This window comes from Bradyrhizobium sp. CCBAU 65884 (assembly GCF_028128835.1).
Lineage (GTDB): Bacteria > Pseudomonadota > Alphaproteobacteria > Rhizobiales > Xanthobacteraceae > Bradyrhizobium > Bradyrhizobium ottawaense.
Genome location: NZ_LBJU01000132.1, coordinates 282555 through 298568, shown reverse-complemented (window position 1 = coordinate 298568; position 16014 = coordinate 282555). Strand labels below are relative to the sequence as shown.

Sequence of the window (16014 nt, the reverse complement as noted above, 5' to 3'; positions counted from 1 at the left end):
GGGGTTCCGGAAACGAATCCTGCCGGCCCGGCTTGAGTCCGCAGGTTATCGCGTTGGAGTTCGTTGCGTGGCGTTTCAGCGGCGTAAACCGGCGGTGACCGGCGTGAAGGCGCCGTTCCCCGGCTTCGTAGAACCGGCCTTGGCATCGTTAATCGAGAAGGTGCCGTCCGGAGCGCGATGGATTCATGAGATCAAGTTCGACGGCTACCGCGTCCAGGTCCATCTGGCGAACGAAGCCGTGAAGGTCTTCACCCGCCGCGGTCACGACTGGACCAACCGCTTCAAGAAGGTCGCCGACGATGCCTGGCACATCAAGGCGGGGTCGGCGATCGTGGACGGCGAAGTCGTAGTCCCAGCCGCTGACGGCACGACGGACTTCTCGGTCCTTCAGAACGAACTGAAAGGCAGGTCGACCAGCATCGTACTGGTCGCCTTCGATCTCCTGTACCTGAACGGCCGCGACCTCCGGAAGCTGCCGCTCCTCCGGCGCAAGACCGAACTCAAGAAGATCATCGCCGGCACCGAGATCCAGTTCAGTGAAAGCTTCGAGATCGAGGGCGCCGACATGTTCGCCCACGCCTGCAAGCTCGGTCTGGAAGGCGTGGTCTCGAAGGTCCGCGACAGCGTGTACGCCAGCGGTCGCGGCAACAACTGGGTCAAGAAGACCTGCGCGCAGCGGGAGACCCTGACGATCGCCGGCTTCGCGCTCGACGAAGGCAAGTGGGACGGCATCTATCTCGGCCGGCGGAAGGGAGGCGCCCTGGTCTATGCCGGCAAAGTCGACCATGGCTTCGACAAGGTCTCCGCAGCCGACCTCCAGAAGCGGTTGAAGCCCTTGATCCGGAAGACGCAGCCCTACGCGAAACGGATCGCCCACAAGGGCGTCTGGGTCGAACCGAAGCTGCTCGCCGAGGTCGAGTACCGGGCCAAGTCGGCCGAGGGGAAGGTGCGGCACCCGTTCTTCAAGGGGGTGCGCGAGGATCTGTGACGGACATCGCGGAGTGAGTTGGACGAATCCTTAGCGTACAGCTTCTGGCCGTCACCATCCCAGTTGTTAGAATGTCCGGCGCACGAAACGAAAGGGGCGCGCATGAAATCCGACCGCCAGTACGCCGTGGCCTCGCTGCTTTTCGACTACGTGAAAAGTCCATCGCTGCGGCATTTGCGCGATCCTCATAGCGTGCATAAACTTGCGCAGGCCATCTTGAACTCGGTCGCGTGGGGCCGCCGAAAAGCTCGCCTGTCCAGTGCTCGTCAGAAGACTCGACGTCCGTTTCACCAACGAATGCGGCTTGCCGCGAATTTACTTCGTGATCATCCGCTTCGGCGTGGCGGTCGGGGGTGCCGCCGCGGGCGACAGATTGAACGTCAGCCAGAGGTTCCAGCCCGCGGGCCGATTTTCATTGGCGAATTCGCCGTAGGCCTTGAGATTCAGGTATCCCTGCATGTCTCCGACCGGGAAAATGTAGCCGACCTGCGGACCGACGGCGGCCACCCGCGACCGGAAGCAGCCGACACGGTCGCCGGAGCCGCTGTCGCAGCCGATCTGCTGATAGAGGTAGCCCACCATGCCGACCTGCCACTGCTTGGTCAGGAATTGCGACGCGCCCCAATCGAGGTGCATGTCGACGCCATTCTGATATTGCGTGTCGGTATTCTTGAAATTGTAGGTGAATCCGAGCACCGCAGACAATTCATGTCCCGTCTGCGGGTTGAAATACGTGTAGCCACCGCCGGCGTCGATGGCGCCGTGCCCGATGCCGATGTTGGCGAGGCGGGTCGATTGATAGGCTCCGGCCGGGATGTCCCCGGTGACATAGGTCATGAAGTTGTTCAACCCGGCGTTCCATTTCAGCATGAACGTCGGGTACAAATCGCCGAACGCCGTGAGCGAGCTATCGATGCTGTCGAAGCGCGAGAACGGGAATGTGCCGCCGCCAGGTCCCGTCACTGTCCCGGTGAGCGATCCCGCCAGCGACGTGGAATTGGAGCCGTAGATTCCCATCAGACTGGCAGAGGCCTGAGCGCCCAGCACCGGGGTCGCAAAGGTGTACGTCCCGATCAGGAAGCCGAGATTCAGATTGGCATTGAGATTGGCGCTCACGTTGGCGGTCACGTTCGCAGGGATGCGACCGATTTCGATCTCGCGTGCGCGCGCCACGTCGCGACCGGCGGAAACCGAATCGTGCCAATAGATCGAGGTCACCGACCAGCCCGGCGCCTGGGCGGGGGCGGCCGCGAGGCTGCCGAAGAATCCAGGCAACCAGAAGCTGACGCCGCCTTCGTCGGCTGAGGCGATTGTCGGCGCAGACGCAATGGCGGCAAAGGCAATGGCGACAAAGGCTTTCGTCATTCTCATGGTACCCCCCGGGTGATCCACGAAGCAGCGCAACATCGAGATTGAGCGCAGAATGCGCTGCAAGACTAACAATGGCGTCGCGCGGTGCCATACCTCAATCGTGGTAGCCGCGACGGTTCACACCGCAGTGTAACTGAAACGACACAAACATTTGCGGCCGGCGGTATCGCCGCACCCGGTTTCGTCGATCCTGCGTGCCGCACAAGAAGCAACGACGGCGCCGTCGATCAGTCGACCCACAACGCAGATGAACCTCATCACGCTTGGGCATCCACCGTCCTGCAAGCGAACAGATCGCCGTGGCCTTCTTGATCTGAATCAACGCCCGCGAACTTTGCTGCGCTTCAAATGGCAGCTCTCGCGTGCACGCATCACGGAGGAATTTTGCAATGAATTTTCGCAAGACCTTTGCCGTGCTGATCCTGACGTCAGCTTTGTCAGCGCCCGCAATTGGACAGCAAGCACAAACGACCACGCCTGCGCCGGGCGCGCCGGCCGCAACCATTACCATTCCTGGCGATCAGCTTCCGCCTCCGCCCCAAAAGTTCGGCGGCAAGATCGAACGCGATGCCAAGGACTCAAAACCCTATTGGCCGTCGCGTGTGGTGCCGCCGAAAGGCGCACCGAACGTCCTGCTGATCATCACCGACGATGCCGGCTATGGCGTGCCGAGCACGTTCGGCGGGGTGATTCCAACACCCGCCCTTGATCGCATCGCGCAGAATGGCTTGCGCTACACCAACTTCCATTCGACTGCGCTGTGCTCGCCGACGCGCGCGGCGCTCATCACCGGGCGCAATCATCACTCGGTCGGCTACGGTGTGATCGCCGAGCAGGCAACCGGCTATCCGGGGTACGACAGCATCATCACCAAGGACAAGGCCACGATCGGCCGCATTCTCACCGACAACGGCTATCACACCGCCTGGTTCGGCAAGAACCACAATACCCCGGAATATCAGGCGAGCCAGGCCGGCCCGTTCGACCAATGGCCGACCGGCATGGGCTTTGAATATTTCTATGGCTTCATGGGCGGCGACACCAACCAGTGGGAGCCCGGCAACCTCGTCCGCAACACCACGCCGATCCACCCCTACGTCGGCAAGCCCGGCTGGAACCTGATGACGGCGATGGCGGACGACGCGATCGATTACGTCAACCGCATGAACGCGCTGGCGCCCGATACGCCATTCTTCATCAAGTTCGCGCCCGGCGCGACCCATGCCCCGCACCATCCGACCAAGGAGTGGGTCAAGAAGATCAGCGACCTGCACCTGTTCGACCAGGGCTGGAACAAGCTGCGCGACACGATCTTCGAGAACCAGAAGCGGCTCGGCGTCATTCCGCAGAATGCGAAGATGACCCCATGGCCGAAAGACCTGATCAAGGAATGGGATCAGCTTTCGGCAGACGAGAAGAAGCTGTTCATCCGGCAGGCGGACGTATTCGCCGCCTTCGTCGCCTATGCCGACAACGAGATCGGCCGGGTGATCCAGTCGATCGACGACCTCGGCAAGCTCGACAACACGTTGATCATCTACATCGAGGGCGACAACGGCACCAGTGCGGAGGGCCAGCCTAACGGCACGCCGAACGAAGTGGCGATGTTCAACCAGATCAACCCGTCGGTGGATGACCAGCTCAAATACTTCTACGACGTCTGGGGCACCGACCGGACCTACAACCACATGTCGATCGGCTGGGCGTGGGCGTTCGACACGCCGTTCTCCTGGACCAAGCAGATCGTCTCGCATTTCGGTGGCACGCGCCAGGGGATGGCAATCTCCTGGCCGGCAGTCATCACGGACAAGGGCGGCATCCGCGCCCAGTTCCATCACGTCATCGACGTCGTGCCGACGATTCTCGAGGCGTCGAAGATCAAGGCGCCGGACACCGTCGACGGCATCAAGCAGAGCCCCATCGAGGGTGTCAGCATGATGTACACGTTCGATGCCAAGAACGCGAACGCGCCGACGACGCACAGGACGCAGTATTTCGAGATGTTCGCCGATCGCGCGATCTACAATGATGGCTGGATCGCGAGCACCAAGGTGCTACGGCCGCCGTGGGTGACGATTGCCAAGCTGCCGGCTCCCGGTGACTATCCTTGGGAACTGTACGACCTGCGCAACGACTGGACGCAGTATGAGGACGTCGCGGCCAAATATCCGGACAAGCTGAAGGAGCTCCAGGCACTGTTCTGGAAGGAGGCGGAGAAATATCAGGTGCTGCCGCTCGACTCGTCGGTAGCGACCCGTATGATCACGCCGCGCCCGAGCCTCAGTGCCGGCCGCACCAGCTTCGCCTGGTCGCGTCCGATGACCGGATTGCCAAACGGCGATGCGCCCAGCCTGCTTAACGCGTCCTATGTCTTCAAGGCCGACGTGGAGATTCCCCAGGGCGGCGCCGAGGGTATGCTGGTGACCCAAGGCGGCCGTTTCGGCGGCTACGGCTTCTATGTCCTGAAGAACAAGCCCGTCTTCACCTGGAACCTCGTCGACCTCAAGAGGGTGCGCTGGGAGGGCGCTGAACTGACGCCCGGCAAGCATGTGATCGAGTTCGCCTTCAAGTATGACGGCCTCGGCGCGGGCACGATGGTGTTCGGCAACTACAGCGGCATCGGACAGGGCGGTACGGGAACGCTAAAGGTCGACGGCAACGTCGTGGCGACGGAGAAGATGGAGCATACGCTTCCTTTCATCCTGCAATGGGATGAGGCGTTCGACATCGGCTCCGACACCGGCACCCCGGTTGACGACAACGATTATCAGGCGCCGTTCGCCTTCACCGGCAAGCTCAACAAGCTCACGCTGGACATCGACCGGCCCAAGCTGAGCCCGGACGACGTCAAGCGGTTGCAGGAGGCCGCGCGCGAGGCTGGCGATGGCCCTACGGCCGATCCTGGCAAGACGGCCTCCGCCGAGCCCCAAGTCGGCACCGTCGGCCTGAGCCTCGTCGACAAGATCCAGTTGCGGATCGACAAGCGCGAAGGCTGCCGCAAGCAGGCGGAGGCGAAGGATCTCGGCATGGTGGAGCGTATCAAGTTCGTCCAGGAATGCGTCCAGCAGTGATTCCTGACGCGGCGGGGCCGCCTCGAGCGGTCCCGCAATAGACTTTGCACCATCAGAGTGAACTTTGTTACCCATGAGGATTTTGCAATGAATATCTGCAAGCTATTTGCAATTCTCGCGTTGGCATCATCGCTCGTGTCCGCGACGACATTTGCACAGCAGGCATCACAGACCGCAGCACCAATCGGTGCTCCTGGTGCGACGATCACAATTCCCGGCGATCAGCTTCCGCCGCCCGACCCGAAATTCGGCGGGGTCATCAAGGAGAAGGCCTCGGAGTCGACACCTTGGTGGCAACCGCGCGTCGTGCCGCCGAAAGGCGCGCCGAACGTGCTGCTGATCATGACGGACGATGCCGGCTTCGGAGCGCCGGGGACGTTTGGAGGCGTGGTCCCCACACCGGCGCTCGATCGTATCGCTGCGCGGGGGCTGCGCTACACCAATTTCCACTCGACGGCGCTTTGTTCACCGACGCGGGCCGCCATCATCACGGGACGCAACCATCACTCGGTGGGTACAGGTGTGGTGGGCGAACTGGCAACCGGGTATCCGGGTTACGACACGATCATCCCGATCGACAAAGGCACCATTGGTACGATCCTGAAGGAAAATGGCTACGCCACTTCGTGGTTCGGCAAGAACCACAATACCCCTTCATTCCAATCGAGCCAGGCCGGACCGTTCAATCAATGGCCCACCGGCATGGGCTTCGAGTATTTCTATGGTTTCGTCGGCGGCGACGCCAGTCAGTGGCAACCAAACCTGTTCCGCAATACGACGGCGATCTATCCGTTCCAGGACAATCCCGGCTGGAATCTGACGACCGCGATGGCGGACGATGCCATCCAGCACATGAAGCAACTGAAGGAGATCGCGCCCGACAAGCCGTTCTTTGTCTATTACGTACCCGGCGGCACGCATTCCCCACATCATCCGACGCCGGAATGGATCAAGAAGATCGGCGACATGCATTTGTTCGATGGCGGGTGGAACAAGCTGCGCGAGACCATCTTCGCCAATCAGAAGCGACTGGGCATCATGCCCGACCACGCCAAGCTGACGCCGTGGCCGAAAGAATTGCCACAATGGGATTCAATCGGCGAGGCGGAGAAGAAGCTCTACATCAAGCAGGCCGATGTCTATGGCGCTTACCTCGCCTATACCGACAACGAAATCGGCCGGGTCATCCAGGCCGTCGAAGACCTGGGTCAGCTCGACAACACCCTGATCATCTATATCAGCGGCGACAACGGCGCGAGCGCCGAAGGCATGCTCAACGGCACGCCGAACGAGTTCACCACCTTCAATGGCGTCCCGGTGCCGGTGAAGGCCCAGTACCTCTGGTATCCTTTCTGGGGGTCTGACAAGACATTCCCGCACTTTGCCGCGCCTTGGGCTTGGGCGATGAGCACGCCGTTCAAGTGGGTGAAGCAGGTGCCGTCGCATTTCGGCGGAACCGCTCAGGGCATGGCCATTTCCTGGCCCGGCCACATCAACGACGTCGGCGGCATCCGCCCTCAATTCCACCACGTTATCGATATCGTTCCGACCATCCTGGAAGCAACCGGCATTGCCCAGCCCGAGATCGTGAACGGCATCAAGCAAAGTCCCATCGAAGGGGTGAGCATGGCGTATACGTGGGACAAGGCCAACGCCAACGCGCCGACCCGGCACACGACGCAATATTTCGAGATGCTGGGCAATCGCGGCATCTATCACGATGGGTGGATGGCATCCACTACGCCGATAACCCTCCCGTGGGAGCTGAGCAGCGCCCCTGCGCCGGACGTCATCACCGGCTACAAGTGGGAGCTGTACAACGTCAAGGAAGACCCCACCCAGTACAACGACCTCGCCGCGCAGATGCCGGAGAAGGTCAAGGAGTTACAGGCCATCTTCGATGTTGAGGCCAAGAAGTACAACGTACTGCCGCTCGATAACACGACACTGCCGCGCTGGAATGCACCGCGCCCGAGTCTCACGGCCGGACGCACGGTCTTCACCTATACGGGCGAACTAAGTGGCGTGCCAGCCAGTGCTGCGCCGAGCATCCTGAACAAGTCCTACACCATCACCGCCGAGGTCACGATTCCCAAGGGCGGTGCGGAAGGCATGATCGTCACGGAAGGTGGGCGCTTCGGAGGCTACGGCCTGTTTCTGAGTAAGGGTGTGGCCGGTTTTCGCTCCGGCAAGCCGGTGTTCCTCTACAACCTCCTCAACCTCAAGCGCACGATCTGGTCGGGGCCGGAGCTCGGCGCCGGCAAGCACACCATCGTCTTCGACTTCAAGTCCGATGGTCCGGGCCTGGGCAAGGGTGGCACAGGTGTGCTCTCCGTGGACGGCAAGGAGGTCGACAGGAAGTCCATCGAACACGGCACGCCGGTCACATTCCCGGAGGACGAGACATTCGACGTCGGCATGGACAGCCGCACGGGCGTTGCGATGATCGAGTATCGCTACGACCCTCCGTTCAAATTCACCGGCAAGATCGACAGGCTGACGTTCAAGGTCGAACCGGAGCGCAAGGACACCGCACAGGTCAAGGCAGAACTCGGTGCCACGCCCGCTCCGGAGCCTGATCCTATCGACGGACCGAAGCCAGGCTCCTCGCCGTTGCGGGCTCCGAAGGCAAAGTGACAACTGACAACGCCCGCATCGCGCACATGAAGGAGATAGCCATGAGCATCGCCGATAACCATTGGATGAAGTCGATCAGCCTGCGGCGCCGCGATCTGGGTCTGGGAGCCATCGCGCTGGGTGCAGCCGCTACGCTGCCGCGGTCGGGCGCGGCGGAGGGGCGGGCCGACAAGCTGGGGCAATTCCTGAAGGGAGAGTTGGGAGAGCTGAAGGACCTACCCGATGACGTGAAGGAAGAAGTCGCATATCTGCTTGGCATGGAATGCTACGTCTATGGCTTCCCGCTCGTCTTGATGGACGTAACCAATGGCGTGATGACGGCGACGTCGAAGTCCGGCGAATACAAGGCGCCGATCAATCAGTTCGGTCGAATGAGGGGCTATGTCAGCCCGGATTTCAAGGATGTTGTGCGGGTGAGTGTCAACTCGGTGTGGTCGTTCGCCATCCTCGATCTCGACAAGGAGCCACTCGTCGCGTCGCACCCCGATACAAAGGGGCGCTACATCGTGCTGCAGCTCATGAACATGTGGACCGACGATTTCGGATCGATCGGCAGCCGCACGACAGGTTCAGGTGCCGGGAAATTCCTCGTCGCCGGACCGAAATGGAACGGCACGACCCCGTCGGACATCAAGGAAGTTTATCGGTGCCCGACACGTTTTGCGTGGCTGCTGGTGCAAATGTCGGCCGCTGGACCGCAAGACTTCCCGGAAATCAATGCGCTGCAGGATCAACTCATGATCACGCCGCTCAGTGCATGGGGCAAGCCCTACACCCCGCCCAGCGATGTGCCGATCAATCCGGCCGTGGACCTCACCGCGACGCCCTACGACCAGGTGCGGTTGATGACCGGGGAAATGTTCTTCAAGCGCCTGGCAACCCTCTTGAAGGACAATCCACCGTATGCCGCCGATGCCGGGATACTGGAGAAACTCAAGAAATTCGGCATCGAGCCCGGCAAGGAGTTTGATGCTGGCAAGCTGGATCGTGCCATCATCAAGGGACTTAACGCCGCTCCGCCGGAGGTCTGGTTGAAATTTGCGACGGCGCCTTATGACACGCCGGCAGTGAACGGCTGGCTCAACATCCTCAATATCGGCAGATACGGCACTGACTATAGCACCCGCGCGCTTATCGCCTGGTTCGGACTCGGCGCATTGACGTCGGATGATTGCGTCTACCCAAGCGTATTGGTCGATGGCGACGGAAACGTCCTGGACGGCGCCGCCAAGTACGTTCTGCATTTCGGGAAGGATGAGTTTCCGCCCTCAGCCAGCGGCGTCTGGTCCGTTTCGCCCTATCGCGAGAATTTCTACGTGCGGAACGCGATCAACCGCTACGGAATTCTTTCGGGAATGCCGCTCAAGTACAACGCGGATGGTTCGCTGGATATCTACATCCAGGCTCAAACGCCCGGTGCCGACAAAGAGACGAACTGGCTGCCATGCCCGCCGAGCCTTCCGTTCAACCTGACCATGCGCGTGTATCAGCCGAGCAAGCCGTTGCTTGATGGCAGCTACAAGATTCCGCCGATCAAGCGGGTGGGATGAGTTTCGTCTGGGCGGAGAGTTTCGACGTGGCTGAACAACGGTCTGCGACGAGATGGACGGTTGTAGCCGCGGCCGCGGAGGCCGCGGCTACCGGTCTTGTTCTGTTCGTTCGGCCATCATGGTTCGCGTGGTTGGTGTTCGGTGCCGAATTCTCCGACGCCGGCATGGCGCTCGGCCGGTTGACGGCTATTGCTTTGCTCGGATTGACGCTCGCTACCTGGCCATCGGCCACTGCGAGCAGCCTGACGTCATCCATTCGTGCGCTACTGCTCTACAACATGCTGGCGGCGATCTACCTTGCTTATGTTGGCATCGGGGGCCAGTTGACGGGCATTATGCTGTGGCCGGCGGTCGCGCTGCACGCGATCTTCTCCTTCCTCCTCGGTCGCTCATGGCGTGGGATGAGAGACTGGGAGACGGCGAAGACTTCTCGATTTAGCGGTTGAACTGGAGCTTGACGGTTGTTCCTGCACGACTGCAGGTCCCTCGCGATATTGGAAAGCGACATGTACAAGACACTCAGTTTGCTGGTGCTGGCAGGCACGATGGTTGGATCGACGACTTCCCGTGCCGAGACCGTTCAGGAAACCCTGCAGTCCATGCTCGGAGTACAGATCCGCTCGCAAGGCTTCGTCTGCGACAAGGCGCTCAGCGCCACCGTCGACCGGCGACGATCAAAGCCCGATCGCGGGGTTTGGGTGCTCAAGTGCAGCAACGCGACCTATAGGATCAGCCGCGCGCCGGACATGGCGGCCAAGGTCGAGCCGCTTCGATAATGCGACTGCACGTCAAACCTCTTTCCCGACCAAGAACCCGCATAAGGTAAGGCGCTCGGATCGGCAGACGGACGTGGCAAAAGGCTCCGGAAAGAACCGCAAGCGTCAGAAACCCCCGGCAAGCCCGCGGCCGGCGTCGCCGTCTGAGACGCCGCAACGGCCTCAACCCGTCGCGCGCAAGCGAAGCGGACCGGCGATCGGTTTCGGCTTGTTGGCTCTTGTGGCTGCCGGCGCGTTCTACTGGTTCGCGAGACCGGATTCTCCGATCCCGTCGCACGCGGCGGCGCCGAGCTTCGTCGGCAGCCAGACCTGCAGCGGGTGCCACGCGACGGAAGCGAAGCTTTGGCAGAGCTCCCAGCACCGTCACGCCATGGATCATGCCACCGAGCAGTCCGTGCGTGGGGATTTCAATGGTGCAACCTTCGACTATGCCGGCACGCGGACACGGTTCTTCCGCAAGGATAGGACGTTTCTGATCGAGACCGACGGACCGGACGGCAAGATCGCCACGTTCGAGGTGAAATACACCTTCGGCGTCGATCCGCTGCAGCAATATCTGATCGAATTTCCGGACGGCCGTGTGCAGGCCTTGTCTATCGCATGGGACACACGGCCGAAAGAGCAGGGCGGCCAGCGCTGGCTTCATCTCTATCCCGATGGCGCGATCACCCACGAAGATCCTTTGCACTGGACGAAGCTGAACCAGAACTGGAATTTCATGTGTGCCGAGTGCCACTCGACCGACGTGCACAAGAACTACGACGCCGGCAAGAATAGCTTCGCGACCACGTTCTCGGAGATCAGCGTCGGCTGCGAGGCTTGCCACGGCGCAGGGTCGCGGCATGTTGCTTGGGCGCACCGGAAGTCCGCAGCCCGCGAGGGCGACGACGGCCTCCTCGTCAGGTTCGATGAGCGCACGGGCATCACCTGGTCGGCTGACGCCGGGACATCGAGTCTGGTACGTAGCGTGCCCGCGCCGGCGCTGCGCAAGGAGGTCGAGACCTGCGGACGCTGCCATGCGCGCCGCGGCCAGCTTTCGGAAGGCTGGACGCCAGGAGGGCCGCTCTCGGAAACTCACCGGGTCTCGTTGCTCGACCGGCAGCGCTTCCACGCCGACGGCCAGATGCGCGACGACGAGGAGACCTACAACTACGCCCCGTTTAAGCAGAGCAAGATGTTCGCCAAGGGCGTGACCTGCAGCGATTGCCACGACCCGCACAGTGCCGCCCTGAAGGCGCCCGGCGATGTCGTCTGCGCGCAGTGCCACGCACCCGCCCGGTATGAATCGCCTACCCACCGGCACCACGGCGATGTCTCGCCGCCGCCGAGCTGCGGCGCCTGCCACATGCCGGAGCGCCGCTACATGGTCGTCGACCGCCGCCACGACCATGGATTCCGTATCCCCCGCCCGGACCTGTCGGTGCAGCTAGGGACCCCGAATGCGTGCAACGATTGCCACCGCGACCGGTCCTCCGCATGGGCCGCGCAGCAGGTCGAAATCTGGTTCGGCCCGCAGCGGCGGGGCTATCAGACCTATGCGTCCGCATTCCATGCGGCCTGGAGCGAAGCCGCCGCCGGACAAGAACTGCTCGCCGCGATCGCCGGATCGAGCGACGCTCCCGGCATCGTCCGTGCCAGTGCGCTGGCCGAGCTCCCGAGACCCGACGTCGACCTCATCCGCCGCGGACTCTCCGATCCGGATCCGCTTGTGCGGCTCGGGGCCCTTGATGCCATGGAAGGCATTCCGGCCGAACAGCTATGGGGGCTTGCCTCTCCGCGGTTGATCGACCCTGTGCGTGGCGTCCGGATCCGGGCGGCGGAAATCCTGGCCTCCGTCCCCTCAGCCCGGCGGCCCGCCCTCGATCGCGACAGGTTTGCGCAGGCGGCAGCCGAGTTCGTGACCGCGCAGAGGCTGAACGCGGATCGGCCGGATGCGCGCACCGCACTCGGCAGCTTCTTCGCGCGCCAGGCCAACGCTGCCGAGGCGGAGAGCGAGTATCGGGCCGCGCTCCGGCTCGATCCATCCTTCGCGGGCGCCGCCATCAACCTGTCCGACCTGTACCGAGAGCTCGGACGGGACAGTGACGGCGAGCAGGTACTGCGTGGGGCTGTAGTGGCATCGCCGCAGAACGCTGCGCTCCATCACGCCCTAGGCTTGACGCTGGTGCGCCAAAAACGCAACGAAGCGGCGCTCGATGAACTGCAGCAAGCGACCGTTCTCGACCCTCAGCAGGCCCGTTACGCCTACGTCTACGCGGTCGGGCTCCATTCCGCCGGTCGTCGCGACGATGCCCTGGCGGTACTGAAAGAGAGCTTCCGTACCCACCCCGATAATCTTGATCTGCTCTCGGCAGGGATTTCGTTCAGCCGAGAGAAGGGGGACAAGGCGGCCGCGCTCGAATATGCCGAGCGGCTGGCGCAGCTTATGCCTAACGATTCACACCTGGCCGACCTGATCAGAGAGCTAAAGCGTTAAAAGCAAGGCATGACTCGGCGCCTTCAGTAGCGGGATCTCGGAAAACGCCTGACGGCCGCTGTCGGTTGCCCATTGGTCCACGATCGGCCTGAAATCGCGCTCTCGTCGGCAGAACGAGGCCAAGGAGCTTGCTGAGCCATCGTCCGCGACTACTTTCGCTTGCCGCGTCTGGCGCCGCTCTTAGGGGCCCTTCTGCCGACGGGCCGAATTCCGCTTTCGGGAGAGCGCCGGGCCAGAACGCGAAGACGCCAGTCCGGGGGCCCCGCTCGGCGGCCGCGAGAGGACGCCCGTCGACAGTCCAGTGACGTCTGCGATCCGGTATAATCTGGCATAGACCCCCTCGAAGGCCGGTGCGACACCGGCACGGTCGAGCATAGTTTTCATCGCTGCGATTTGAACGCCGTGCTTTTTGGCCAGCCTCCACAGCGAAAAAGTACGGGTCCTGAAAACGTGCAATCTCGTCAGTGCTTCTTCGGAAGATACGCGCTCCTCAGCCAGAAGCGACAATGGAACACCCGGGCGGCCTGATGGTGCCGGCGCGCGCTCTCCAGCGGAAGTAAAGGGGTCTACGGTCCTAACCCTTGGCGGTGTCCTCACGTCCCATCTAGGACGCTTCGAAGGGCCTTGAGGAGAAATTCGGACCTCCAGGATTTTCCGACGTTGACGGCATCTCGCAGAGCCGGATGGGCTTTGAGGTCGGCAGCAGCGTAGCCGCTGGCAAGGATAAACGGCACCGCCATCGCCCGCAGCGTTTCCGCGACGGGGGTGATCCATTCTCCAGCCAAGTTCACATCGAGGACGGCGGCGTCGGGCCGTTCAGTCTTCAACAAATCCAAAGCGCCATCTATGTCCGAGGCTGGGCCGATTACGTGGTATCCGGCCGCCCTCAGTTCGGTGTCGAGCTCCAATGCGATGAGGTATTCGTCTTCGACCACCAATATTCGGGGAGCGTCATTCACAATGTGTCCCCGGGGCTTCAAGACTCCACAGGCGCGGCGATGTGAACTCTTAAACCGCTCGGCTCATACTTCAGTTCCACGGTGCCGCGTAGGCCCTGCACGGCGCTGAGATCGATCAGCCTGGAGCCGAAGCCGGAGCGAGTTGGCGGCGTGACGGGAGGACCGTTTTCCTCTCGCCAATCGATGTGGAGGACGGTTGTGCCCTGCTCCTCCGACGTTCGCCAGCCCAGGTTTACAAGGCCTCCGGGCTTGGAGAGCGCTCCATACTTCCAGGCATTGGTGACGAGCTCATGCAGAATGAGGCTCATCGGCACGACCTGGCGCGGCTTGAGAAGTACTGCCGGCCCGGCGACAACCCGATATCGCTCTAGACCCGCGGGCTTCAATGCCTGTTCGATCAGAACACTCAGATCGGCTTCGGTGCTGCCGGCCAGCGCGAGGCTCTCCGCTTCGGCAACGGCTTGGAACCGTCCCAAGAAGGAATCGCGATACTCCTTCGCTGACCGGCCTTCCACCTCGGTCTGATTTGCAAGAGAGCGCACGATTGCCAAAATGTTTTTCATCCGGTGGCGCGTTTCCGCGAGGAGAATGTCTCTTTGGGCTTCGCCATGCCGCCTGTCGGTCACGTCCTCAAACAGGATCAGAACGCTGGTGCTATTATTATCGGGATGAACCAGCCGACGGGCGCTGACCAGCATCGTTCGCGGCCCGATGGTGGGAAAATTGGCTGCCACTTCGTAGCCGACGACGGCGGTAGACCGGGGGAAGCGGCGATTGTAGAGACGCCCTTTACCGACGAAGATCGTCTCTACGGCGGTCTTCATGTTGTCGTAGATGCCGCGGGTGCAGGTGCCTTTGAACAGGGCGAACGCCCGGTCGTGGGCGTCAAACACCATCTCCTGCGTCTCCCGCGGATAGGCCCGCACGAACAGCATGCGACTGTGACAGAGCCGAACATGGGCGGCCTTCACCATCACCGTGGTGCCGCTCAGCAGGACGACCTCGTGGCTCCAGTCGAACTGATAGGCTTCGCCGGGGGCAAAACTCAGCGGGACATAAGCGGCTGCGGTCGATTGCCCGCGTTCCTTGCTCCAGCGCCTGGCGTAACGCCGCACCGCATCGTAACCGCCGTCGTAGCCGCGGCCGCGCAGCTCCTCGAAGATCCGGATCAACGTCAGTTGTTCACGAGCCGATTTAGCCGCGTTCGCCGCCAGCAAACCTTCAAGCTCTACTGCCCATCGTCCCAGCTTTGGTCGCGGCTGCACCTGCCGCTCGTACTCGAAGGAGGTCTCTCCCGACCTCAGCACCTTCCGAACCGTGTTCCGCGAGACCTTCAGATCGCGGGCGATCTCCTTGATCGTCTTGCCCTTGATGAAGTGCTCGCGCCGAATCCGCGCAATCGTCTCCACGATCAGCATCCCCGACCACCTGCTTCATTCCAAAGCAGGCAGCGCAACAGACCAACCTGTAGGGGGTCAATTTTGGACGCCGATCCCCCGGCTTAGGGGGTCAATATTGCAGGCCGAATAACAAGCAGACGCCCGATGACATCGCGACAGACCCAAAACTCCCGCTCGCAGCAACAGATCGCCCTCGCACGGGCGTTTCGCACACGAACAGACCATTTCGAGCAGAATCGCGGACTTTTCTAACCGCCCGCCGCAACTTACCCCTAAAACGGCTTTAGAGGCCCGTGGGTGAGACTTTGAAGTTTCCGCTGTGCAGGCCGTCGATGATTTTCTGACGTACCAGAGGCCGCCCAAATGGATCGAGTTTTTGTTGTCGATTTTCCGAATTAAAAGGACAATCTTATGAGGTGCAAAGGCCCGCGAAAGACAAATTTATGATGGGCACGCGACGCACTTATGAGGTGCGCCGACTGGGAAAGTCCAATGATTCCGGTGACCATGGTACAGTCTTATGAGGTGCGCGACAATTTCGGCACCCATTCGTCCCCGTCTTTGACGTACAAGCGCTTCACAGCGGCCCAAGCCGTTCGGTGTGCTATCTCTTCCTGGCGAACGTCATCGGCGTGAGTGGCGAACGAATGATTGAATGCCTGCCGATAGATGTCCATGGCATGGGGCGGCAGGTGGTGTCGCACTGCCGGCGGAAGATCTTTGTTCGATCGGTAGGGCATCTTGATCCACCCCGAAAAGGGATTGCCGGGCGGAAAGTCGATCTGG

General features: G+C 61.7%; 11 protein-coding genes and 1 pseudogene. 7 read left to right on the top strand and 5 right to left on the bottom strand.

Annotated elements, in window-relative coordinates; translation table 11 throughout:
• Positions 1-67 precede the first annotated feature (67 nt).
• Entirely contained in the window at positions 68-988 is a 921-nt protein-coding gene (gene ligD / locus XI03_RS36205) for a non-homologous end-joining DNA ligase (RefSeq protein WP_271594779.1), read from the top strand.
• A 315-nt stretch (positions 989-1303) separates the two neighbouring features.
• Here the strand turns inward: ligD and XI03_RS36200 are convergent, their stop codons facing one another.
• Positions 1304-2353 carry a SphA family protein gene (locus tag XI03_RS36200; protein WP_271594826.1) on the bottom strand — a complete coding sequence of 350 codons (1050 nt, stop codon included), beginning with the start codon at positions 2351-2353 and terminating at the stop codon, positions 1304-1306.
• A gap of 395 nt (positions 2354-2748) precedes the next feature.
• On the opposite strand from XI03_RS36200, the gene XI03_RS36195 reads away from it, so the two are divergent.
• The 6 genes from XI03_RS36195 to XI03_RS36170 all read left to right on the top strand — a co-directional run bounded on the left by XI03_RS36195 (position 2749) and on the right by XI03_RS36170 (position 12869).
• Positions 2749-5430: an arylsulfatase gene (locus XI03_RS36195; RefSeq protein WP_271594778.1), complete on the top strand. Its 2682-nt coding sequence runs from the start codon at positions 2749-2751 to the stop codon at positions 5428-5430.
• 87 nt (positions 5431-5517) lie between these two features.
• On the top strand, positions 5518-8067 hold the full coding sequence (locus XI03_RS36190) for an arylsulfatase (RefSeq protein WP_271594777.1): 2550 nt from the start codon (positions 5518-5520) through the stop codon (positions 8065-8067).
• A 41-nt stretch (positions 8068-8108) separates the two neighbouring features.
• Positions 8109-9617: a DUF1254 domain-containing protein gene (locus XI03_RS36185; RefSeq protein ID WP_271594776.1), complete on the top strand. Its 1509-nt coding sequence runs from the start codon at positions 8109-8111 to the stop codon at positions 9615-9617.
• Complete coding sequence (locus XI03_RS36180) at positions 9614-10063, top strand: hypothetical protein (RefSeq protein WP_271594775.1); 450 nt, start codon at positions 9614-9616, stop codon at positions 10061-10063. Before XI03_RS36185 ends, XI03_RS36180 begins: the two co-directional genes overlap by 4 nt.
• A gap of 60 nt (positions 10064-10123) precedes the next feature.
• Positions 10124-10393, top strand: coding sequence for a hypothetical protein (locus tag XI03_RS36175; protein WP_271594774.1), 270 nt, complete (start codon positions 10124-10126; stop codon positions 10391-10393).
• A 370-nt stretch (positions 10394-10763) separates the two neighbouring features.
• Positions 10764-12869 (top strand): tetratricopeptide repeat protein, encoded by a 2106-nt coding sequence (locus XI03_RS36170; protein ID WP_442869785.1) that lies wholly within the window; start codon positions 10764-10766, stop codon positions 12867-12869.
• A gap of 593 nt (positions 12870-13462) precedes the next feature.
• Here XI03_RS36170 and XI03_RS36165 read toward each other — a convergent pair.
• The 4 genes and pseudogenes from XI03_RS36165 to XI03_RS36150 form a co-directional block, all read right to left on the bottom strand.
• Entirely contained in the window at positions 13463-13828 is a 366-nt protein-coding gene (locus tag XI03_RS36165) for a response regulator (protein ID WP_271594772.1), read from the bottom strand.
• 17 nt (positions 13829-13845) lie between these two features.
• The gene (locus XI03_RS36160) at positions 13846-14526 is read right to left on the bottom strand and encodes a sensor histidine kinase (RefSeq protein WP_271594825.1); all 681 of its coding nucleotides are present in this window, start codon (positions 14524-14526) and stop codon (positions 13846-13848) included.
• 9 nt (positions 14527-14535) lie between these two features.
• Positions 14536-15246: pseudogene (gene istA, locus XI03_RS36155) on the bottom strand (IS21 family transposase); the annotation flags it as partial.
• A 500-nt stretch (positions 15247-15746) separates the two neighbouring features.
• Positions 15747-15968: a ChaB family protein gene (locus XI03_RS36150; protein WP_271594771.1), complete on the bottom strand. Its 222-nt coding sequence runs from the start codon at positions 15966-15968 to the stop codon at positions 15747-15749.
• Positions 15969-16014 lie beyond the last annotated feature (46 nt).